Origin of the sequence: Microcella sp., assembly GCF_033763155.1 — a bacterium.
Classification (GTDB): Bacteria; Actinomycetota; Actinomycetes; order Actinomycetales; family Microbacteriaceae; genus Microcella.
Genome location: NZ_JANRKZ010000097.1, coordinates 1 through 21171 on the forward strand (window position 1 = coordinate 1; position 21171 = coordinate 21171).

Below are 21171 nucleotides of genomic sequence, written 5' to 3' on the forward strand. Positions count from 1 at the left end.
GAAGGCCGATTGGCCGGCCAGCTCAATGTCAGCGGCATGACCTACGGCTCGCTCGCCTCGGCAACGATCGGCTATTGGGTGGGTGCGGGGTTTGCCGGGCGCGGGCTCACGCCCACGGCCGTGGCGCTCGCGACCGACCACGTGTTCTTCACCGTCGGACTACACCGCATGGAGATCTGCATTCGGCCCGAGACTGGGCCGAGCCTGCGGGTGGTCGAGAAGCTCGGCTTTCGCTACGAGGGGCTGCGGCGCCGCTACATCCACATCAATAACGACTGGCGCGACCACTTCTGTTTCGCGCTGACGGTCGAAGAAGTGCCGCAGGGCGTGCTTCGGCGCTGGAAGACCGGGCGCGTGCCGCCGGGTGCGGCAACCGTGCCCGAGATCGACCTCATTGCCGCGCGACGCGGCATCAGCCTGCCGCCCGCGCGCTGAGCGCACGCGAGCGGCAGGCTCGTCGGCTGTTAGACCCAGGTCATCGGAATCGAGAACATGATCGCCGCGGCGAACACGAAGATCGCCGAGCCGATGACGATGAGCGAGTACTGCACCTTGCGCGTGCGCACGACGGCGGCAACACCGAGCAAGAACAGCGAGATGGCCATGAGCACCGTGGTGAGCGTCAGCCAGTCACCGCGAGCGTCGAGTTCATCGGCCTGCTTCGTGAGCTCGATGGCTTCGTCGCTCTTCTCGCCGTAGGCGCCGAACAGCACGCTCTGGTACTCCTCGTCGTCGAGGGGGCTCGTGTAGAACTCGGTGTCGGCCGCGTTGATCTCGTCGGCACGCTCAATGGCGGCACCGAAGTGCTCGCTCACGGCGACGAAGTAGAGCGCGTCATAGACCTCGGCGGCGACCGGGTCGCCCGCGTTGATCTGCGCCTGCAGTTCGGTCAGGCGCGCGAGCGTCTGCGCGTCTTGCACATACTCCTGGTTGCCTTCGAGGTAGAGCGACTCGGCCTCGGCCGTGGCGCTTTGCGACTGCGAGAGCGCCTTGGCCGTCTGCCCGTCGTAGAGCGCGGCCTGGAACGAAACCCAGGCGGTGGCGACCGAGACGATGCCGAGCAGAATCACGATGAGCAGTTCGGCGTTGCCGAAGAAGGCGCGCAGGCCGCTCTTCTCGGGTGCAGCGGTGGGCTCGGCGGCGGTTTCGGGGGCAGGGGTCGACGACATGGTGTCCTTCGTGAGGAGTAGGGAGGGGAGGGGATGCGGCCTCGGGTCTGCAGACACTCCGCCGACCTGCCGACCGCATCGGCCTCAGAATCGTACCGTTACCGCATGGAGACCACGGGTGGCGGCACGGCGATCCTCATCGTCATCGCTGCCGCGCTCTGGTTGCTCTATCTCGTGCCCATGTGGCGGCGTCGTCGCGAATACCTCGCGACCGAGCGCAACGCCATTCGCCTGCAGCAAACCCTGCGCATCATGGCCCACGCGGCTGAGGTTCCCGAGTCGGTGCGCGCCGAGCTGACGGCGCGTGATGTCGCCGCACAGCAACGTTCGCTCGCCGCCCGTCAGCGCGAGCTCGCGGCGATCGAACGTGCGCGCGAGGCCGCGGCGCAGCGCGCGCTTCGGGCGCGGCTCACCGAGTCGGCTCCGGGCCTCATGGCCGAAATGGATGCCGCCCGCCTCGGCCAGCGCCGCTTGCGCCGGTCGCGCGCCGTCACTTCCCTCACGACTCTGCTCGCCCTCATCGGCATCGGTGTCGCCGTCTCACTGTCGGCGTGGGCCTGGGCCGGTTTCGCGGCCTTCGTCGCCATCAGCGGCGGGATGCTGCTCACGGGTCTTGCGCGCGCGCAACGCCGCCGCACGGCTCCCGTGGCGGGTGTGGCCGCCCCCGAGTTTGTCGACCTGGCACCCCCGGTTCGCCGGGCTCCCGCCGGTGCGCGGCGCGAGTGGACACCCGTGCCGCTGCCCAAGCCGAGCTACCTCAGCGCTCCGGTCGTGCCTGCTGGGGCCGTGGCTCCGGCTCTCGACCACGCGGCCGCACTCGCTGCCGCGGCGGCCGAAGCCGAGCGGGCGCAGCGCGCGGCGGCTCTCGCCGCGGCATCCGTCGACCGCACCGCAGCGCCGTCGACCGTGACGGATGGTGAGGCCCCGCGCGTCGAGCGCCCCGCCGCGAGCCGCTTCGCCGGCATGGGACTCGTCGACGGCTTGCCGACCCGCGCGCCCGACCTCGACGAGGTCTTGCAGCGCCGTCGCGCGGCGAGCTAAGCCCGCCCCGCACTCGGTCGAGCGCCTCGCGCGCGAATGGTAATGTGGTCGACGCACCACGGGCCTGTGGCGCAGTTGGTAGCGCGCCTCGTTCGCATCGAGGAGGTCAGGGGTTCGAATCCCCTCAGGTCCACCACCACTTAGCTCTTTCTTCCGGTTCTCGACGCGCGCTTTCGTGAACGGCCGATACCGGCCCGTCGGTGCTCGCTGCGGTTCCGAACACCGAGTGGACGTCGACCAGTGTTGCCCGCGTCTACTCTGATCCGTTCGGCGGCATTCGGGGCAATACCGATGCGGATGTTCCGGGCGATCACCGCTTCTTGGGTGCGACTCGAGATGCTGATTCTGGGCTGACTCTGTTGGGGGCTCGCTACTACGACCCCGTGACCGGATGCTTCATCTCGGTTGACCCGATCTTGAACCTTGAGGTTCCCGCGCACCTGCACGCGTATACGTATGGGTACAACAACCCGGTACACGGATGGCCTTCACGTACGATCCGGTCATGAACCCTCTCATTCCCGGGCCTATTGACGTTGCTTGGACTATTGCGGTCATCGTCAACCTCGCCCTCGTTGTCGCAGCTCTGGTATCGCTAGTGCGGTCGAAGGGTTATCGCGGCAAATTGCTTTCGGTGTTGCTCATCGTTCTTGTCCCCCTTGTCGGGCCCGTGGTCTCGCTAGTTTCCACGCGACGTTGGCAAACCGGCGTGCGCGACAAGACTGCCGATCCAGCACAAACGGCCTAGCGTCGCCGTTCTTCACGAACCCCCGCCAGCTCACTGTGGCGGGGGTTCGTCGTGCGTGTACCCGGCAAGCAACGGAGGAGTCTCGACAACCTGCCGCTTGGTGGGGCGGCGTCAGCGTGACGGCACCTCGAGGGCCCGCGCAGGCACCCCGCGAATCAGCAGCGAGAGCAGAATCGCGAACTCGCCGATCGTGGCGGGGATGACGAGCAGGTCGGCGACCGCGGTGGTCTCGTGCGCGAGGGTGATGAGCACGATGTTGGCGAGGTAGCCGGCGCCGCCCACGAGCAGCACCCAGCCGATCCAGCGCCAGGCGAAGCCTGAGCGCATCACGAGCAATCCCATCGGGATGAGCCACGCGCCGAAGAACACGGTGCCGACTGCCCAGAAGCCGTCGGAGAGGGTGATGAGCAGGGTTACCTGCTGGGCGGCGTCGGCGAGGCCGGCATCCGCAATCGTGGTCGCGGTGCTGAGGGCGACGGCGCTGCCGAGAATCGCGACGGCGTTCATGAGGCCGAAGGTCGTGAGCGTTCCGGCCGCGAACGAGTTGATCGAGCGGAAGAGCGCGAAGAACCAGAGGGCCGCGAGCACTTGCGTGACGACCACGCCGAGCTCGAGCAGCAGGCCCAGTCGCGCGAGCGGGAGGTTGCCGGTGAGGGCCTCGAGCACGGCATCGCTTGCGCCCGTAATGAAGACCTGGGGGCGGATGAGCAAGAAGCTCAGCGCGCCGGTGACGGCGAGGCCGAGGTAGAAGGCGCCCGTGAGGCGGGCGGTTCGCGTGAGGGGGTGCATGGGATCTCCGTTCGTGGGGGCTGCGCGATTCGCAACCTTATGGCGTAAGGTTGCCTTACATCGTAAGGAACCGCAAGACTGAAGGTGACGAAAGGACGCCGTGGCCCCCTCACCTCGAGCACCTCTGACGCGCGACCGAATACTCGCGACCGCGATGCAGATTGCCGATGCGGAGGGCCTCGCGGCTGTCAGCATGCGTCGCCTCGCCACCGAGTTGACGGTTGAGGCCATGTCGATCTATCACCATCTCGCCAACAAAGACGCGATTCTCGACGGACTCGTTGAGCTCATCGCGCGCGAGATTCTGGCCGAGTCAGCCAGCGCCACCGTCGAGCCCGCGGGCGATTGGCGCGATGAGGTGCGAGCCCGCAGTCTGGCGGCACGCCGCGTCATGATGCGGCATCCGTGGGCGCCCTCGCTCATTACGTCGCGACGCGCGATTCCGTTCGAGATTCAGGCCGTCTTCGAAGCCGTGCTCGCCGCCATGATTCGGGGCGGGCTCTCGTATCGCGTCGCCCACCGGGGCATGCACGCACTGAGCAGCATGGCGCTCGGCTTCGTCAACGAGCCGTTCAGTCCGCCGGCCGAAGGCACGTCGAGCGGTGAGGCGCCGGCCGAGCTCGACGCCCTCGACCCCGCCATGATCGCTGCGATGGCCGACGTCTTTCCGCACACGGCGGCAATGGTCGCCGAAGAACTGCACGCCGAGAGCGACGCGACGCTCGGCTGGTGTGACTCACAAACCGAATTTGAGTTCACGCTCGGGCTCTTGCTCGATGGCCTCGACCAGGCCGCCCGATCGGAGGCCTGACTCATGCCCATGCCACGCTGGTGGGCCCATATGAACAAGTGGATGTTCAACCCCGGTGCCCTCAAAAAGGGCGTGCGGCCCGTGCTCGTGCACGTGGGCCGCACGTCGGGCCGCGAGTACCTCACGCCCCTCGAGCCGACGCCGATCGACGGCGGCTACCTGTTCGTTCCCGTCTATGGCGTGGAGTCAGACTGGGTGCGCAACGTGCTCGCGGCCGGCTCGGCGCGACTGCGCACGGGAGGCACCGAGGTGGTCGTGACGAACCCGCGGCTCATCGACGCCGAGGCGGCGTTCGCGTTGCTTCCGGAGGGGGCGCCGCGTCCGCCGAAGTGGCTCAAGCTCGAGCAGTACCTGCTGACCGACGTGGTGGAATCGGAGCACTGAGGTACCGGGCCCCGATAGGGCGGTGCTCAGTTGCGCGAGCTCTCTCACGGCCGATTCGTGTCAAGTTTGTGCAACTCTGAACTCTTCGCGGCTCAGCCCCCTGAGCCATCGACAACGTCTTGGCTCACACCCTTGCCAGGGCTCGCAAGAGTGCACGATACCTAACGATGAACTCGTCTGGAGTTCGCTCATCGCCGTAAAAGATGACTGAGTCGACATCGTGGCTTTCGTCGAGTTCAAGTTCTCGACGAAGCTGCTTGATTGTGCCAAGGCCCACCTCGCGGCCTTCGCCGGCAGGGACGAATTGGAAGCGGCGAAGAGTAGACTTTTTTCGTCCAAGGAAGCCCCTCTCAAGAATCGCTCGCTCGACCAAAACGCCGGTGCCGCGGCTGCTTACTCTGCAGCCGAACTGGTGCTCAAGGATTCCCCGCAGCTTTCGCCACGTAATGGGCCGCTCTGATCTGGATACCGGGCGCGAGTTCTTCCTAATCCACTCTGCGATGGCTAGCACCTCACGATCGGCAATACGGTCATAGTCGAGACCCTTCGGGAGGATTTGATGATTGGTAACCCCCAGGATCCACTTGAACAGAACGTCCTTGTCTATCGAGTCACGTAGCCATTGGTTGTGCCGGTCGAGAATCACTAGCATGCTCACGAGCGCAGTGCGCTTGTTGCCGTTGTGAAAAGGGTGATTGTGGACGAGGGAGTGGACTAGCGCCGCGGCCGCCATTTCCACCGTGGGGTACTTTGGCTCCACACCCAAGCCTGTTTGTGGCCGTGAGATTGCACTGGCGAGCGAGTCTTCACTCTTGACGCCAGGCGGCCAGATCGGGTCGTTCGCCTCACTTGCGTCATTTTCTAGTGCTTCGTGAATGGACCGCACCTCGTCGACCGTCAAGAACGAAGTGGACTCTTTCTGTCCGATGACCTTCCAAACGATGGGAGGAGCAGCGGGTAATTCGACCGGATCGGCAGGCGCTGCAGGGGAAGCCGCCGGGCGTTCCTTGACGATCCGTTCAAATCGGGCCGAGGCCCCTTTGGGAAGATTTCGTGCGAGCTCCGGTGAGTCATAACCGAAGGAAGCAAGTAGATGATCGATCTCTTCAATTGTGATGTTCATCTGGTGGGCCCAGTAAGACTTGCGACGTCGATCGCCGCGTGCTGGAAGTTGGCAGGCGCGCAAGGCGGTGTTTAGGTCATCTCTTCGAATCAACGAAGAAGGCTCGGTCACGTAGTCGATCTCTGCGTACCAGAGCGTGACAAGTACCTCTTCAATGTCCTTGTCTGCCATCGCAGCTAACTCGCGCACCGTCATCGTTGTCGCCATCTGACCTCCGTTTGGCTCAATTCTGCACTTATCAACCGACACCAAGTGCGGGCGCCGCCACGAGGCGCCCCCTCATCAGATTCGCAGCGGGGCAACCAACGAACCGCGGGCTCTCAGGCATGTGCGCTTTCTTGCTACGCGTTCGCAATGCCCTCGGCCGGCGCTTCCATAAGGAGCTCGGCCCCGCCCTTCCATTGACGGTCCCTGCCGCAAGACGAGGGTTAGAGCACTTCACGGCACGACTACCCAAGTAGCGGCAAGAGCGCATCGTATCTGTCAACACATCGCCGAGAAATCGAAGATAAATCGCATGCCCGTACGCTGAACATGACGCGCAAATTGAACGCAAGAACACTAATCCTGCCGCAGACCCGGACTACGCTCGCGGCATGGCGAACGACCCCACCCCGATCGACCCGACACTGCTGCAGTGGATGCTCGACACCGACCCGGCCCTGCGCTGGCAGGTCGAGCGCGACCTGCTCGATGAGCCCGAGGCCGTGTGGCAGGCCACCCGTGCGCGGGTTGCGACCGAAGGCATGGGCGCCGAGCTGCTGTCGCATCAAGACCCCGACGGCCAGTGGGCGGGCGGCGCCTACTTTCCCGCCGAGTTCGACTGGGATAGCGAGGAGGCACAACACGGTCAGCCCTGGACGGCCACGACCTGGAGTCTGCTGACCCTGCGCGAGCTCGGCCTCGACGCCGCGGCGCTCGCCGGCACCGCCGAAAAGCTCGCCGCCAACTGCCGCTGGGAATACGAAGACCTGCCCTATTGGGGCGGCGAAACCGACGCGTGCATCAACGGCTTCACGCTCGCCAACGGGGCGTGGCTCGGTGCTGATGTTGATGGCATCGCAACGTGGTTTGCCGAGCACGCGATGGCCGAGGGCGGCTGGAACTGCGAGTGGGTCGACGGCTCGACGCGCGCGAGCTTCCACTCGACGCTCAACGCCCTCAAGGGCATCCTCGAGTGGGAAGAACGCACGGGCGACACCCGCTTGCGCGCCGTGCGCCACGAAGCCCACGAATACCTCTATCGGCGACGGATGCTCTACCGCGAGTCAACCGGAGAACTCGTGGCGCCCTGGGCAACCAACTTCGGCTACCCGTTCCGCCACGTCTACAGCGCCCTCAACGTCATGGACTACCTGCGACGGTCGTCACTGCTCGAGGGCACGCCGCCCGACGAGCGGGCATCCGACGCCATCGGGATTATTCGTACCGCCCAGCAGCCCGACGGAACCTGGACGCAAGAGCGCCGCCACCCCGGCCGCGTCTGGTTCGAGCTCGACGTGCCCGTGGGCGAGCCCTCACCGTGGCTCACGTTCTTATCGCTGCGGGTTCTGCGCTGGTGGGATGGCGCCGTCGGAGCTGACAGCGGGGCGTGAGCGTGTTCCGTCGCGTTGCGCGGCGGCCCCCGCGATGACGACGATCACGATGCCGACGAGCTGCAGCACCCCCGGAGTCTGACTGAGCACGATGAGGCCGATGATGAGCCCAAACGCGGGCTCGATCGCGAGCAGCGTGCCGAACGCCGTGTGGGTCATGCGCCGCAGGGCGAGCATCTCGAGGCCGAACGAGATCACGGGAGTGAGCAACGCAATGCCGGCCGCGAGCAGAATGATCGGTAGCGTGGGCGTTCCACCGATGACCGAGGGGATTCCGATGATCGTCGTCACGACGGCCGCGATCGGGTTCGTGTAGGCGAGGCCCGAGATGCCGCTGAAGCGATCGCCAACGCGCTGCGTGAGCAGGTTGTAGAGACCCCAGCAGGCACCGGCGAGCACGGCGAAGAGGATGCCGAGGGCATCCGTCGCCCCTTGCCAGGGCTCGGTCATCAGCACGACTCCGACGAACGCGAGGGCCGGCCAGACGAGCGCCCGGCGCCGACGGCTCATGACGGCCGCGACCGTCAGCGGCCCGAGAAACTCGATCGCGACGGCGGTGCCCAGCGGAATGCGCTCGAGTGCGGCGAGAAAGAGCGTGGTCATGAGGCCCGTGACGGTTCCGAGCATGAGCAGGCTCGGCACGTCGGCGCGACGGATGCTGCGCAGGTCCGGTCGCACGATGAGCAGCAAGAACAGTGCGCCGAAACACATGCGCAGCCACGAGGCGCCGCCGGCGCCGACCGCGTCGATGACGGTCACCGAGAGCGCGCTCGACAACTGGATGAGCAGCATCGCCACGACGGCGAGTGACCAGGCTGGGGGAGCGGGTCGAGTGGAGTTATTCATCGGATGCTCCTCGAGAGATCGTCGTACTCGCACCCGGTTCGAGCACCGTGAGGGAGAATCGCGCGGCGGATTCGCCCGCGCAGGCATAGCTGTGCGGCGCATCGCCGCGAAAGGTGAGGGCGTCGCCGGTGCCGAGCTCGTGTACGCGGTCGTCGATCTCGATGCGCATGGCGCCCTCGAGCACGTGCAGCAGCTCGCGCGTGCCGGGGAGATGCGCCTCGCTCGCGTGGCGCTCACCCGGGTGCATGGTCCAGTGCCAGAGCTCGAACACCTCGGGGGTCGCGCTCGCCGCGACGAGCGCACCCGAGCCCCCGTGTTCGCCGCGCCACAGCACGGCAGCGGTGCCGGCGCGCGTCACGCGCTCGTCGGGTTGAGAGGGTGGTTCAACGAGCGCCGGGAGCCCAACGCCGAGAGCGTCGCTCAGCCTGAGCAGGGTGCCGATGCTCGGGTTGACGCCACCCTGCTCAACGTTGACGACCATGCGGCGGCTGACTCCCGCGGCGGCGGCAAGCTGGTCGAGAGTCCACCCGCGCGCCGAGCGCTCGTGCCGCACGCGCGCTCCGATGACGCGGGCGAGGGCATCCGTCTCGATCTCCATGAGTGCACGATAGTGCACTGTGGGTGCATGATGGTGCTCATGACGGTTAGTGCCACGTTCATCTTCGCCTTGCGCGAGCTCGACGAGCGGTTTCGCGAACTCAACGACGAGATCGCTGAGCGGGCCCGAGCGATTCCCGGGTTCATGGGCGAAGAGGCCTGGCATGACGACACGACCGGGCTGCACAGCGAGGTCTACTACTGGGAGACCGCGGATGCCCTGCGCGAGCTCATTGCCATGGACACGCACCGCATCGCCAAAGGGCTCGCCGACAACTGGATTGCGGAGTATCGCGTTGTGATCGCCGAGGTGCAGTCGGTCTACGGCCACCCGAGTCTCGGGCTCACCCACGTTCCGCCCGGGGCGCCAGCGCTGGGCGCCTAGGGCTGAGTGCATTGCGCCAAGCGCCTAGCGTCGCACACTCAGCCCATCCGCGCGAGCGCGGCCCGAGCCGCGTTGTACCCGCCCATGCCGTGCACGCCACCGCCGGGCAGCGTCGACGACGAGCAGAGAAACAGCCCCGGAACGGGCGTGGCCCACGGCGAGAGCGAGAGCGACGGGCGCGCCGCGAGTTGCCGCAGGTCGGTGGCGCCGCCACCGATGTCACCGCCCACGAGGTTGGCGTTCCAGGCTTCGAGGGTTGCGGGGCTCGACGCATACCGGCCGAGCACGCGCTCGCGAAAGCCGGGGGCGACGCGCTCGAGTTGGGCCTCGATGGCGGGCAGAGCATCCACCGTTGACGAGTTCGGCACGCGGCAGTATGCCCACAGCGTGTGTTTGCCCGCGGGGGCGCGGGTCGGGTCGGCGACGGTGGCCTGCACGGCGAGCACCCACGGGTCGTCAACGTGGCGACCGTGCGCGGCCTCGCGTTCGGTGCGCGCGACCTGTTCGGCGGTGCCGATGTGCACGGTTCCGGCTCTGGCGAGCGCGGGGTCGGCCCACGGCACGGGGCCGTCGAGCGCCCAGTCGACCTTGAAAACTCCCGCGCCGTAGCGCCAGCGATCGAGGCGGCGGGCGTAGCGCGCGGGTAGCGCATCGCCCGCGATCGCGCGCACCTGGCGCGGCGTGAGGTCGAGCATGATGATGCGCGCGCCCGGCAGCTCGGCGAGCGAGGTGACGCGGTGGCCCGTGCGCAGCTCGCCGCCGAGTGACTGCAGGCGGGCGACGAGCGCGTCGGCGACCGACTGCGAGCCGCCGCGAGCGACGGGCCAGCCGACTCCGTGCGCGAGGCCGCCGAGCATGAGGCCGATGCCGGTCGTGAGCGGCTGCCCGAGCGGAACAGCCGCGTGCGCCGCGAGCCCGGCGAAGAGAGCTCGCGCCGGTTCGTCGCGAAACGCCGTGCGCCCGGCGAGCGTTGCGGGCCACAGCCCGCGCACACCAAACGCGAACAACTCGCGCGGAGCGTGCGGCGGCAGGTGCGTCGGGTCGAGCACCGAGGCGGCGAGGCCCGGCCACTTCGTGGAGAGGTGCGCGAGCATCCGTCGCCATGCGCGCCCGTCGCGGCCGAGGCCGATGGCGGTGTCGTCGATCGCGCGGTGCAGAATCGCTGACCGAGTCGCGTCGATCGCGTGGCCCAGGGGAGTGGGCGGATGCACGAGCTCAAGACCGTCGCGCTGCAGGTCGAGCGCCCGCATCGCCGGCGAGGCGAGCCCGAGCGCGTGCACCGTCGCGCCGAGGTCGTGCACGAACCCGGGCAGCGTCAGTTCTTCGCTCCGCAAGCCGCCGCCCGGCCGCTCTGCCGCTTCGAGCACGAGCACCCGCAGTCCCGCTTCGGCGAGCGTGACCGCGGCGACGAGCCCGTTCGGCCCCGAGCCCACGACGACGGCGTCGACATCGGGGGCGGGGGCAGAAGCCATGAGGCTGATTGTGCCGCATGAGCCTGCGCGCGCGTCGCGGGTCGTGCCCAGGCGCGGCTCGCGACCGTCGGCCCAGCGCGGCAGACTGAGCACATGACCGACCAGCACCCCGCCGACCGCCACGACATTATTCGCGTCGAAGGCGCGCGCGAGAACAACCTCAAGAACGTGAGCGTTGACCTGCCCAAGCGGCGGTTGACGGTCTTCACGGGCGTGAGCGGGTCGGGCAAGTCGAGCCTCGTGTTCGGCACGATCGCGGCCGAGTCGCAGCGCATGATCAACGAGACCTACAGCTCGTTCGTGCAGGGATTCATGCCGAGCCTCGCGCGGCCCGATGTCGATAGCCTCGACGGCCTGACGACGGCGATCATCGTCGATCAAGAGCGCATGGGAGCCAACTCGAGGTCGACCGTCGGCACGGCGACCGATGCCAACGCGATGCTGCGCATTCTGTTTTCGCGGCTCGGCCAGCCCTACATCGGCTCGCCCAACGCGTTCTCGTTCAACATCCCCTCAAGCCAGACGAGCGGCACGCGCACGACGAGCACGGGCACGACCACGACGGTCGAGAACGAGGTCTATCTCGGCGGCATGTGTCCGCGGTGCGAGGGCATGGGCCGCGTCAACGACATCGACCTCACGCAACTGTTCGACGACTCGAAGTCGCTGCTCGACGGCGCCCTGACGATTCCCGGTTACACGGTCGACGGCTGGATGGTGCGCATCTTCACCGCTTCGGGCTTTGTCGACCCGGCGAGGCCGATTCGCGACTTCACCGAGGCCGAGCGCAACGACTTTCTCTACAAAGACCCGGTCAAGGTCAAGATCGACAACATCAACATGACCTACGAGGGTCTCGTGCCCAAGATTCAGAAGTCGATGCTGTCGAAAGACGTGGATGCGCTGCAGCCCCACATTCGCGCCTTCGTCGAGCGCGCCGTCACCTTCACGCTATGCCCCGAGTGCGAGGGCACGCGCCTCAACGCGGGCGCGCGGTCATCGAAGATTGCCGGCACCAGCATCGCCGACGCGTGCGCCATGCAGATCAGCGACCTCGCCGCGTGGGCCGCCGCGCTCACCGAGCCCTCGGTCGCGCCCCTGCTCGCGAACCTGCGGCGCTTGCTCGACTCGTTCGTCACGATCGGCCTGGGCTACCTTTCGCTCGACCGGCCCTCGGGAACGCTCTCGGGCGGCGAAGCACAGCGCACCAAGATGATCCGCCACCTCGGGTCGTCGCTCACCGACGTCACCTACGTGTTCGACGAGCCGACCGTGGGCCTGCACCCGCACGACATTCAGCGCATGAACGAGCTGCTGCTGCAGCTGCGCGACAAGGGCAACACCGTGCTCGTCGTCGAGCACAAGCCCGAAGCCATTGCCATTGCCGACCACGTCGTCGACCTCGGCCCCGGCGCGGGAACCGCCGGCGGTGAGATCGTGTTCGAAGGCACCATCGAGGGGCTGCGCGCCAGCGGAACCCTCACGGGCAGGCACCTCGACGACCGCGCACGGCTCAAGAGCGAGGTGCGGGCATCCACGGGCACCCTCGAGGTGCGGGGCGCGAACTCGCACAACCTGCAAGACGTCGATGTGGATGTTCCGCTCGGGGTGCTTGTCGTCGTCACGGGCGTGGCGGGCTCGGGCAAGAGCTCGCTGATCCACGGTTCGGTCGCCAACCGCGACGGAGTCGTGGCCATCGACCAGAGCGCCATCCGCGGATCGCGCCGCAGCAACCCCGCCACCTACACGGGTTTGCTCGACCCGATTCGCACGGCCTTCGCCAAGGCGAATGGCGTCAAGCCCGCGCTGTTCAGCGCCAACTCTGAGGGCGCGTGCCCCGCGTGCAACGGCAATGGGCTCATCTTCACCGACCTCGGGCCCATGGCCACGGTCTCGACCGTGTGCGAAGAGTGCGAGGGTCGGCGCTTTCAGGCCGCGGTGCTCGAATACCGGCTCGGCGGCAAGAACATCAGTGAGGTGCTCACGATGCCCGTCGCCGAGGCTGAGCAGTTCTTCGCCGCGGGCGAGGCGAAGCTGCCCGCCGCGCACGCGATTCTCGATCGCCTCGTCGATGTTGGCCTCGGCTACCTCACACTCGGCCAGCCGCTCACGACCCTCTCGGGTGGCGAGCGTCAGCGCCTCAAGCTTGCGACGCAGATGGCCGATAAGGGTGCGATCTATGTACTCGACGAGCCCACGACGGGCTTGCACCTCGCCGACGTGGAGAACCTGCTCGGGTTGCTCGATCGCCTCGTCGACAGCGGTAAGTCGGTCATCGTCATCGAGCACCACCAGGCCGTCATGGCGCACGCCGACCACATCATCGACCTCGGCCCCGGCGCGGGTCACGACGGCGGTCGCATTGTGTTCGAGGGCACGCCGGCCGAACTCGTCGCCGCGCGCTCGACGCTCACGGGCCAGCACCTCGCCGACTACATCGGGGGTTAACCCCCGTGCACGCGCGCACAGGCAGCCCCTAACCTGGGCTCAACCCCCAGGAGGACTCCATGGCCAACAAAGGCATGCAACAGGCAGCACCGCTCGGATTCTTCGGGCTGCTCGCCTACATCGGCGCCGCGATCTACTTCATCGGTCAGAGCGACGGCAGCTTCTGGGGCGTCATCCTCGGGCTGCTGCAGGCGATCGTTTGGCCCGCCTACGCCGTGTTCGGCGGATTGACTGCGCTCGGCGTGTGAGCTGACGGCGCGCCGCCGCTGCTGCGGCGCGCTTTCGCTGCACCACGGGTGCCCGCTCGATCGGCGAGACTGGTGCCATGACGACGTTTGGCACGCTCACCCTCGCGCCCGCGGCAGAGCACCCCGAGTTGCTCGCCGAGCCCGTGCGGGCGTTTCTCGCGGCGCATCCCGATGACCGTGTGCTTGTCGGCGAGATCGACGCCGAGCTTGCCGACACCGCCGCGTTCTGCGCGCATTACGAGGTCGACCCCTCGCAGGGCGCCAACTGTGTTGTCGTCGAGGCCAAGCGCGGCGAGACGCGCACGCTCGTCGCGTGCATGATTCTGGGCAGCGATCGCATCGATGTGAACGGGGCGGTGCGACGGATGCTCGACGCACGCCGCGCGTCCTTCGCGCCCCTCGACGCCGTGATCGACGCCACCGGAATGCAGTACGGCGGCGTGACTCCTCTGGGCCTGCCGAGTGACTGGCCAATTCTTGTCGACGAGGCGGTCGCGGCAAGTGGCCCGTTGATCGTCGGCGCAGGACTCCGCGGCGCCAAGTTGCTCGTCACGGGCGAGTACCTCGCGGCCCTGCCGGGCGCCACGGTCGCGGCGATCGCGCAGCGCTAAGCGCCCGCGCCCCGGCTGTGCGCGCGCCGGTCACCCTCAGTGTGCGAACAACACCTTGAGCACGACGATGATCGCGCTCAGCAGGGCGAGCACGAGCCCACCACTGAACGTGCGCCAGGTGGGGCTCTGCCCGCTCAGGCGCTCGACGAGTAGGCCGATGAGGGCAATGCGCGCGACGACCCACAGCGCCGCCGCAAGCTGAGCGAGTTGCGTCGGCACGACCTCGAGGGTTGCCACGAGCAAGATGATCGCGGGCACGAGACCCGAGATGAGAATCGGCAGGGCGTCGCGCATCTCATCCTTCATGTGCGCACGATGGCCGCCGCGTTCGCGCCCCAATTGCTGCCCGACGGTGTGGGCGATGATGTGCGCGACGTAGGTGGTGAGGGCCGTCACGGCGACGAACACGGCCGCTTCGCCGCCGACGATCGACTTGCCCGTGGCGAGCACGATGGCCGCGAGAACCAGGATGTTTCCGTAGACGTAGGCCGCGAGCCGCAACCGCAGCCGGTCGACGGTGAGGTGCTCGCGGGGCCCGACGAGCATCCACAGGGGCATGCGGGGCGTGACGAGTTCAGCGTCGGCCGCGGGCACAGGGTTGGCCTCGCGATCGTCGGCCGACGTGGCCACAGGCTAGACCGAGTAGTCGACGACGGCGCGGTCGGTGATGACCGTGCCGATGTAAGCGGCAACCTCTTTGTGCGCGGGGTGCACTTGGTAGGCCTCGAGCGCCGCGTTGTCGTCGTGCTCCGAGACGAGAGCGACATCCCAGTGTCCATCGACGAGTCCGAGGTCACGATCGACGCGAATGCTCACGATGCCTGGAATCTGCGTCTCTAGAGCCTGCAGCCGCTCGGCAATGCCGTGGGCGTCGTCTCGGCGCTGCACCTCGTCGGTGGCAGCCAGGCGGAAGAGCACGATGTGGCGGATCATGCTCTCACTATAGGGATGGGCGTCGAGCCCCGCAGGGGCTAGATTCTGCCCATGGAGTCGAGATTCTCTACGCCGCTGCAAATGCGGGAGTCGGTCTTTTTCGACGGCCCCGAAGCCCGGGCGCGCTATTCGCGATTCTGGATGCTGTTGGTGCTGTCGTCGGTCATCGCCTCAGCGGGCGTCGTGGCCGACTCGACGGCCGCGGTCATCGGCGCCATGATCGTGGCACCCCTGCTCGGGCCGATTCAGGGGACCATGCTGGCAACGGTGCTCGGCGATCGGTCGAACCTCGTACGCTCGCTGCTGCTCGTCGTGGCCGGCGCGGGAGTCGCGATTGCCATCGGCTTTGTCATTGGGCTCGTCGTGGCGGGCGACGTCGTCGCGGCGACGAACTCGCAAGTCGCGGGGCGAGTCAGCCCGCGCCTCATCGATCTGCTCGCCGCGCTCGGCACGGGCGTTGTCGGGTCGGTCGCCCTCGTGCGTCGCGATATCTCTGACACCCTGCCGGGCGTGGCGATCGCCATCTCGCTCGTGCCCCCGCTCACGGTCGTGGGCCTCACCCTCGAGTCGGGGGCTTTCGGCGAGGCGGCCGGCGCGATGCTGTTGTTCGTCACGAACGTCGTGGCGATCATCGCCACGGGCATCGTCGTGATGTCGTTTTACGGCGTCAACAAGTTGTCGACTGTCGGCGTCGCCGAGGGAACGCACCGCGCGAGCTTGCGCAAGCCCGCCATTCTGCTGGCCGTCATGCTCGTCATCATCGGCCTGCCGCTTTCGGTCACGAGCTTCCAGATCGGTGCGAAGTCGATCATCGAATCGGCGGTGCACCAGGAGGTCGACGCGTGGCTCGTGGACACGGGCTGGAGTCTCGAGAGCATCGACTACTCAAGCCTCGAACTGACGGTCACCGTCGAGGGCCCCTTGCCCATGCCGGATACCGCCGCACTCGAGGCTGCTCTCGCCGAACGCGGAGTCGCGACCGAGAACGTCACAATCGTGCTCATTCCGGTGTACCAGGTCGAACTCGGCGACTAATCGCCCGGCGGCAGGGCAAGCGCAGCGGGATCAGCGCGCAGCGAACATCGGCCCGCACAGGGCGCGCGACCAGGCGCAGCGAATACCCTGGTGGGGTGACTTCTCTCGCTGCGACTCCGGCTGCCTCCTCTCCGGCCGGGCACGCGGCGACGACGGCCTCGAGCGCGGTGTTTTCGAGCGACGAGCTCGCGAGCATCCGTTCCCAGTTTCCGATTCTGGGGCGCGAGGTCAATGGGCATCCGCTCGCCTACCTCGACTCGGCCGCGACGGCCCAGAAGCCGTTGCGCGTGATCGAGGCCGAGGGCGCCTTCTACCGCGAGTCAAACGCCGCCGTGCACCGCGGAGCCCACACTCTCGCCGGCGAAGCGACCGAGCTGTATGAGGATGCCCGCCGCACCGTCGCCGATTTTCTCGCCGTCGACGAGAACGATGTCGTCTTCACGAGCCACGCGACCGAGGCCCTCAACCTCGTCGCCTACGCGCTGGGTACGGCGAGCATCGGTCGCGGGGCAGGTGCGAGCGCGGCGGCCGCGGCATACGGATTGCACGCGGGCGACGAGATTCTCGTTACCGAGCTCGAGCACCACGCCAACCTGATCCCGTGGCAAGAACTCGCGGCGCGCACGGGTGCGACTCTGCGCTACATCCCCGTGCTCGACGACGGATCGCTCGACCTCGAGGCCGCGGCGCACCTCATCGGCGAGCGCACGCGCGTGCTCGCTCTCGCGCACGTGTCGAACGTGACGGGTGCGACTCTGCCACTCGACGTGCTCGTGCCGCTCGCGCGGGCCGTGGGCGCGCTCGTGGTGCTCGACGCGTGCCAGTCGGCTCCGCACCTGCCGCTGCGGCCGCGCGAGCTCGACGTCGACATCGCCGTCTTCAGCGGCCACAAGCTCTATGGCCCTACGGGCATTGGTGTGCTGTACGGCCGCGCCGAGCTGCTCAACGCCCTGCCGCCATTCCTGTATGGCGGCTCGATGATCACGACCGTCACGATGGAGCGCGCCGACTACCTGCCCGCACCGCAGCGCTTCGAACCGGGCACGCCGCGCATCGCGCAAGCGATTGGGCTCGCCGAAGCCGTGCGCTTCGTGAGCGACCTCGGGCTCGACCGCATCGCCGCGACCGAGCACGCTCTGACGCAGCGCATGCTCGATGGGCTCGCGCACATCCCGAACATCCGGGTGCTTGGTGCTCCGAGCCCGGCACCGCGCGTCGGTCTCGCGAGCATCGTCGTCGATGGCGTGCACGCGCACGACGCCGGGCAGGTGCTCGATGAAGCGGGCATCCCGGCGCGCGTCGGACACCACTGCGCCCAGCCCTTGCACCGCCGCTTCGGGGTCACGGCGAGCCTGCGGCTCAGTCTCGGCGTGCACTCGACGGCCGACGAGGTAGATCGGGCGCTCGAGGCCGTGGCGAGCATCCGCCCCTTCTTTGGGCTCAGTGAAGGAGCAATGTCGTGAGCGGGCTCGAGCAGCTGTATCAGCAGATCATCATCGACCACTCGAAGCACCCGCACGGTGTGGGCCTCGACGCGGGGGAGGAGACGAGCCACCAGCGCAACCCCGTGTGTGGCGACGAGATCACCCTCGCCCTGCGGTGGGATGCCGAGGGCGCGCACATCGACGCGGTCGCCTGGGAGGGTGCCGGCTGCTCGATCTCTCAGGCGAGTGCGTCGTTGCTCGCGACTCTCGCCGAAGAGTCGGTCGAGGAGGGGTCCGCGTGGACGCCCGACGACCTGACGGCGCTCATCGACGAGTTTCGTGAGGCTCTGCGGTCGCGCGGCGCAACGCCGCTCGACGAAGAGCGCTTCGGTGACGCGGCTGCCCTGAGCGGAGTCTCGAAGTATGTCGCGCGCGTCAAGTGCGCGATGCTCGCGTGGGTCGCGGCCGAAGACCTGCTGCAGCGCCGCTCGCGCTAGCGGGGCTGGCTAGGCACGCTCGAGAACCCACAGCGGAATAACCCGCTCGGTCTTCTCTTGGTACGCCGCGTAGTCGGGCCACACCGCGCACGCGCGATCCCACCAGAGGGCGCGCTCGTCGCCCTCGAGCATGCGCGCCCGATAGTCATGCTTCTCACTCATGTCATGCAGTTCGCACAGCGGATGAGCGAGCAGGTTGTAGTGCCACACGGGGTTGTCGGGTGCGCCGCCCTTCGAGGCGACCACGGCGTAGTCGCCGTCGTGCTCGACGCGCATGAGGGCGGTCTTGCGCAGCATCCCTGTCTTGGCCCCGAGAGTGGTAAGCACGATGATGCGTCGCCCACGCAGGTCGTTGCCCTCGGCCCCGTTCGTGCGTTCATAAAGCTCGGCTTGCTCGCGCGCCCAGGGCGACGTGCTCGGTGCATACTCTCCGGTTAGCGGCATGTCTCGAGGCTAATCCCCTCTGCTTGGCGTGTCGCGCTCCGGCGGCGTAATGTCGGCACTCGAACGTATGTTCGACTACATCCCGTCAGAACTGCGCCGGGCCGGAGCGCGCGCAACCACGAAGGCGAGACAGCCGTGCCGGCTCGCGCTCAGAGCACCCCCGACCCCGAAACCGCCCTGCCTTTCGAAACCGCCCTGCCGTTCGAAACCGCCCTGCCGTTCGAAACCGCCCCGCAGTCCGACGCCGTAGCGATCGTGTGGGCCGACCCCGACGGCCGCCCCATGCGGCTCGTCTGGGCCGGAACCCGCTGGCGCGTCACCGATCGGCCCACCGTCATCACCGAGCCCGTCTCGTGGTGGCGTCGCCTTGATGTGGATGCTCAGGCCCTCGCGATGGCCCCTCGCACCTGCACGGGCTGGCGCTTTCAGGCCACGGCCGACGACGGCCGCAGCTGCGTGCTCGACGTGCGCGACGAGGGCGACCCAGCGCGCTGGTTCGTCGTGAAGGTCTACGACTGAGCGTGCTCAGCCGCGTTCGAGCAATTGCGCGAGTCGGGCAATGAAGGCGTCGAAGTCGGTGGCATCGCGCACGAGCTCAGCGACATCGCGGCGTGAGGCAAAAACGTCAACAAACTGGTCGAACAGGGGCTGGAATCGCGCCCGACCTTCGGCGCTAAAGGCGATGAACGCAACGACCGATACCCGGGCATCCCCCCACGCGATGGGGGTGGGAGACAGCGCGATGGCGATGGCGGTGCGCTCGGCCGTCAGCCCCATGGCGTGCGGCACCGCGAGGGTTTCGGTAAATGCCGTCGACGACATGCGTTCGCGCTCGAGCGCTGCCGTGACATAGGCCTCGTCAGCGACGCCCGCATCGACGAGTGCAGCGCCGAGCCCCCGAATGATTGTTTCCGGAGTGTCGCCCGGGGGCGGCGTGAAAAACAAAGCCTCATCAAAGTACTCGAGAAGTTCATCGATGATGCGGGCGCGGCGCCGCTGCCGCCGCACTCGCGAGATTGCCGTGCGAATCGCGTCGATGTCGTCGTCGGTGAGAAACGGTTGAACGACGACGACGCCATCGCGCAACGCCACCGTCGGAATCGTTGAGATCACGAGGTCGCTCGTGAGCTCGCGGGGGTCAACGTCGGTGCGCGTCACCACGAACTCCACGCTGAGCTCGCCGCCCAGTTCGCGCTCGACACGCGTGCGCAGTATCGCGTGCAAGTCGTAATAGCTCGGGCACACGATCGTGCACGACACTCGCTCTTCTCGGCGAGACACACGCTCGAGGTGAGAACCGAGATGCAGGGCGATGTATGAGATCTCGTCGTCGTCAACCGTGATGCCGCGTTCGCGCTGCACGATCGACGCGATGTAGACGGCAATGTCGAAGATCAGCGGGTACGAGCTCTTGATCGACCGCGTGAGGGGGTTGCGCGTGTGGGCGTTTTCGCGAGCCCGCGCCACGAGATTGCCGAGGTGGATGGCCAACCGCGTGATGAACGCTTCGTCGCGAAAGTCCACGACGTACTCCTGCAACACGAGGTCGACGATGCGGCGCACGGTGGCGACGTCATCGCTGTCGACGACCGTCTCGCCCGCGGGCCCGTTTCCGGGGGCAATCACGCGCGTGATCAGTAGCCGCGCCAGGTAGTCGATATCGGCCGACGTCAGTTCCACCGAGAACTGTGCGCGCGTGAGCCGCTCGAGAATTTCGCCAATCGGCTGGTGACGCTCGGGTACGGTCGTTGCCTCAGCGTCGGGCAAGTGCTGATCGCGGCGGGCTCGATCAACGGCGATCGCCACGTGCAGAATGACGGCGTCGATGCCGTATTCGTTGATGAAGAAGCCCTTGGCGTCGAGCGCTTCGATGAGCTCGGTCTTGAAGGCGCCAAGGCCCGCCAGAGCGAATTCGTCTTCGATTTGCTCGAGATCGAGCATGCCTTGCGTACTCTCGCTCTGAACGAGAGCGCTCAAGAGTCGACGACGGGCGCCTTCGCTTCCGGTGAGACGCACCGTGCTGCCCCGCCGTTCGAGGGTGCCGCCGGCGTCGTCGACGAGAGCTTTCGCCTTGCGTAAATCGGCTTCGATGGTCGACTCGCTCACAAACAGACTGTCGGCGAGACCGTGCACGTCGATTCCCGACTGCGACTCGGTCAGACGCCGAATCAAGTGGTGTACGCGGTCTTGTGGAGTCTCGGCGCCAGAACCCCGTTCGCGACTCTCAGAGAGAAAGTCGGCGTACTGTTCGCGGTTCAAGCGATAGCCGGCTGTCGATGCCGACACGATGGCACGCGGATGCGCGGCCGACTTCGCGGCCGCGACGTAACTGCGCACAGAGCGCGTCGTTACGCCGAGCTGCTCTGCCAGCTCGGTCGCGGTGACCCAGTCATCCGCCTGGAACAGAAGTTCCAGCATCCGCTCGTATTTGTCGGCCATGTCGCTTGTCACTGTAGACGAGGGACTCGCGAATGGAGTTTCCGCCCCCGGGGAAAGAAGTCTGGTGGAGCGCCGGGCGCTCGTCATCGAGAGTGGGAGCGTTCTGACAACCCCGACCGCGAGGAGGCGATC

General features: G+C 67.2%; 25 protein-coding genes and 1 tRNA gene. 16 read left to right on the forward strand and 10 right to left on the reverse strand.

Features of this window, described 5'->3' with window-relative positions; translation table 11 throughout:
• Window positions 1-435: GNAT family protein (locus SFU54_RS04490; protein WP_319015106.1), on the forward strand; the 435-nt coding region annotated here is incomplete at its 5' end.
• A gap of 29 nt (window positions 436-464) precedes the next feature.
• Here SFU54_RS04490 and SFU54_RS04495 read toward each other — a convergent pair.
• Window positions 465-1169, reverse strand: coding sequence for a hypothetical protein (locus SFU54_RS04495; RefSeq protein WP_319015107.1), 705 nt, complete (start codon window positions 1167-1169; stop codon window positions 465-467).
• A gap of 105 nt (window positions 1170-1274) precedes the next feature.
• On the opposite strand from SFU54_RS04495, the gene SFU54_RS04500 reads away from it, so the two are divergent.
• The 4 genes from SFU54_RS04500 (at window position 1275) to SFU54_RS04515 (ending at window position 2958) form a co-directional block, all read left to right on the forward strand.
• A complete protein-coding gene (locus SFU54_RS04500; RefSeq protein ID WP_319015108.1) occupies window positions 1275-2210 on the forward strand; it encodes a hypothetical protein in 936 nt (311 codons plus the stop codon).
• Between the two features lie 60 nt (window positions 2211-2270).
• Window positions 2271-2346: transfer RNA gene (locus SFU54_RS04505), tRNA-Ala, on the forward strand.
• A 64-nt stretch (window positions 2347-2410) separates the two neighbouring features.
• Window positions 2411-2719: an RHS repeat-associated core domain-containing protein gene (locus tag SFU54_RS04510; protein ID WP_319015109.1), complete on the forward strand. Its 309-nt coding sequence runs from the start codon at window positions 2411-2413 to the stop codon at window positions 2717-2719.
• Window positions 2716-2958, forward strand: a complete 243-nt coding sequence (locus SFU54_RS04515; protein WP_319015110.1) for a hypothetical protein — start codon at window positions 2716-2718, stop codon at window positions 2956-2958. The genes SFU54_RS04510 and SFU54_RS04515 overlap by 4 nt, the downstream gene beginning before the upstream one ends.
• A 111-nt stretch (window positions 2959-3069) precedes the next feature.
• On the opposite strand, the gene SFU54_RS04520 is transcribed toward SFU54_RS04515, so the two are convergent.
• Window positions 3070-3747, reverse strand: coding sequence for a DUF4386 domain-containing protein (locus SFU54_RS04520; protein ID WP_319015111.1), 678 nt, complete (start codon window positions 3745-3747; stop codon window positions 3070-3072).
• A gap of 100 nt (window positions 3748-3847) precedes the next feature.
• On the opposite strand from SFU54_RS04520, the gene SFU54_RS04525 reads away from it, so the two are divergent.
• A complete protein-coding gene (locus SFU54_RS04525; RefSeq protein ID WP_319015112.1) occupies window positions 3848-4558 on the forward strand; it encodes a TetR/AcrR family transcriptional regulator in 711 nt (236 codons plus the stop codon).
• A 3-nt stretch (window positions 4559-4561) separates the two neighbouring features.
• A complete protein-coding gene (locus SFU54_RS04530; protein WP_319015113.1) occupies window positions 4562-4942 on the forward strand; it encodes a nitroreductase family deazaflavin-dependent oxidoreductase in 381 nt (126 codons plus the stop codon).
• A 124-nt stretch (window positions 4943-5066) separates the two neighbouring features.
• On the opposite strand, the gene SFU54_RS04535 is transcribed toward SFU54_RS04530, so the two are convergent.
• Complete coding sequence (locus SFU54_RS04535; RefSeq protein ID WP_319015114.1) at window positions 5067-6272, reverse strand: Fic family protein; 1206 nt, start codon at window positions 6270-6272, stop codon at window positions 5067-5069.
• A gap of 389 nt (window positions 6273-6661) precedes the next feature.
• On the opposite strand from SFU54_RS04535, the gene SFU54_RS04540 reads away from it, so the two are divergent.
• Window positions 6662-7660: a squalene cyclase gene (locus SFU54_RS04540; protein ID WP_319015115.1), complete on the forward strand. Its 999-nt coding sequence runs from the start codon at window positions 6662-6664 to the stop codon at window positions 7658-7660.
• Here the strand turns inward: SFU54_RS04540 and SFU54_RS04545 are convergent.
• Entirely contained in the window at window positions 7601-8506 is a 906-nt protein-coding gene (locus SFU54_RS04545; protein ID WP_319015116.1) for an EamA family transporter, read from the reverse strand. The two genes, SFU54_RS04540 and SFU54_RS04545, sit on opposite strands and share 60 nt — an antisense overlap.
• Entirely contained in the window at window positions 8499-9104 is a 606-nt protein-coding gene (locus SFU54_RS04550) for an XRE family transcriptional regulator (RefSeq protein WP_319015117.1), read from the reverse strand. Before SFU54_RS04550 ends, SFU54_RS04545 begins: the two co-directional genes overlap by 8 nt.
• A gap of 39 nt (window positions 9105-9143) precedes the next feature.
• Here SFU54_RS04550 and SFU54_RS04555 point away from each other — a divergent pair, with 39 nt between their 5' ends.
• Complete coding sequence (locus tag SFU54_RS04555) at window positions 9144-9488, forward strand: hypothetical protein (RefSeq protein WP_319015118.1); 345 nt, start codon at window positions 9144-9146, stop codon at window positions 9486-9488.
• A gap of 38 nt (window positions 9489-9526) precedes the next feature.
• On the opposite strand, the gene SFU54_RS04560 is transcribed toward SFU54_RS04555, so the two are convergent.
• Window positions 9527-10960 (reverse strand): NAD(P)/FAD-dependent oxidoreductase, encoded by a 1434-nt coding sequence (locus SFU54_RS04560; protein ID WP_319015119.1) that lies wholly within the window; start codon window positions 10958-10960, stop codon window positions 9527-9529.
• 93 nt (window positions 10961-11053) lie between these two features.
• Between SFU54_RS04560 and SFU54_RS04565 the strand changes: the two genes are divergently transcribed.
• The 3 genes from SFU54_RS04565 (at window position 11054) to SFU54_RS04575 (ending at window position 14267) form a co-directional block, all read left to right on the forward strand.
• A complete protein-coding gene (locus SFU54_RS04565; RefSeq protein WP_319015120.1) occupies window positions 11054-13408 on the forward strand; it encodes an excinuclease ABC subunit UvrA in 2355 nt (784 codons plus the stop codon).
• Window positions 13409-13467: 59 nt separating this feature from the next.
• Window positions 13468-13656: a hypothetical protein gene (locus SFU54_RS04570; protein ID WP_319015121.1), complete on the forward strand. Its 189-nt coding sequence runs from the start codon at window positions 13468-13470 to the stop codon at window positions 13654-13656.
• Between the two features lie 77 nt (window positions 13657-13733).
• A complete protein-coding gene (locus tag SFU54_RS04575) occupies window positions 13734-14267 on the forward strand; it encodes a YbaK/EbsC family protein (protein WP_319015122.1) in 534 nt (177 codons plus the stop codon).
• A gap of 36 nt (window positions 14268-14303) precedes the next feature.
• Here SFU54_RS04575 and SFU54_RS04580 read toward each other — a convergent pair whose 3' ends face one another.
• Entirely contained in the window at window positions 14304-14897 is a 594-nt protein-coding gene (locus tag SFU54_RS04580; protein ID WP_319015123.1) for a hypothetical protein, read from the reverse strand.
• Window positions 14898-14900: 3 nt separating this feature from the next.
• The gene (locus SFU54_RS04585) at window positions 14901-15200 is read right to left on the reverse strand and encodes a Dabb family protein (protein ID WP_319015124.1); all 300 of its coding nucleotides are present in this window, start codon (window positions 15198-15200) and stop codon (window positions 14901-14903) included.
• A gap of 51 nt (window positions 15201-15251) precedes the next feature.
• Between SFU54_RS04585 and SFU54_RS04590 the strand changes: the two genes are divergently transcribed.
• The 3 genes from SFU54_RS04590 to sufU all read left to right on the forward strand — a co-directional run bounded on the left by SFU54_RS04590 (window position 15252) and on the right by sufU (window position 18156).
• Window positions 15252-16235 (forward strand): DUF389 domain-containing protein, encoded by a 984-nt coding sequence (locus SFU54_RS04590; RefSeq protein ID WP_319015125.1) that lies wholly within the window; start codon window positions 15252-15254, stop codon window positions 16233-16235.
• A gap of 167 nt (window positions 16236-16402) precedes the next feature.
• On the forward strand, window positions 16403-17698 hold the full coding sequence (locus tag SFU54_RS04595; RefSeq protein ID WP_319015136.1) for a SufS family cysteine desulfurase: 1296 nt from the start codon (window positions 16403-16405) through the stop codon (window positions 17696-17698).
• Complete coding sequence (gene sufU, locus SFU54_RS04600) at window positions 17695-18156, forward strand: Fe-S cluster assembly sulfur transfer protein SufU (RefSeq protein WP_319015126.1); 462 nt, start codon at window positions 17695-17697, stop codon at window positions 18154-18156. The genes SFU54_RS04595 and sufU overlap by 4 nt, the downstream gene beginning before the upstream one ends.
• A gap of 9 nt (window positions 18157-18165) precedes the next feature.
• Here sufU and SFU54_RS04605 read toward each other — a convergent pair whose 3' ends face one another.
• Window positions 18166-18600, reverse strand: a complete 435-nt coding sequence (locus SFU54_RS04605; RefSeq protein WP_319015127.1) for a nitroreductase family deazaflavin-dependent oxidoreductase — start codon at window positions 18598-18600, stop codon at window positions 18166-18168.
• A gap of 135 nt (window positions 18601-18735) precedes the next feature.
• Between SFU54_RS04605 and SFU54_RS04610 the strand changes: the two genes are divergently transcribed.
• Window positions 18736-19119, forward strand: coding sequence for a hypothetical protein (locus SFU54_RS04610; RefSeq protein WP_319015128.1), 384 nt, complete (start codon window positions 18736-18738; stop codon window positions 19117-19119).
• A 6-nt stretch (window positions 19120-19125) separates the two neighbouring features.
• Here SFU54_RS04610 and SFU54_RS04615 read toward each other — a convergent pair whose 3' ends face one another.
• Window positions 19126-21039: a BglG family transcription antiterminator gene (locus tag SFU54_RS04615; protein ID WP_319015129.1), complete on the reverse strand. Its 1914-nt coding sequence runs from the start codon at window positions 21037-21039 to the stop codon at window positions 19126-19128.
• Window positions 21040-21171 lie beyond the last annotated feature (132 nt).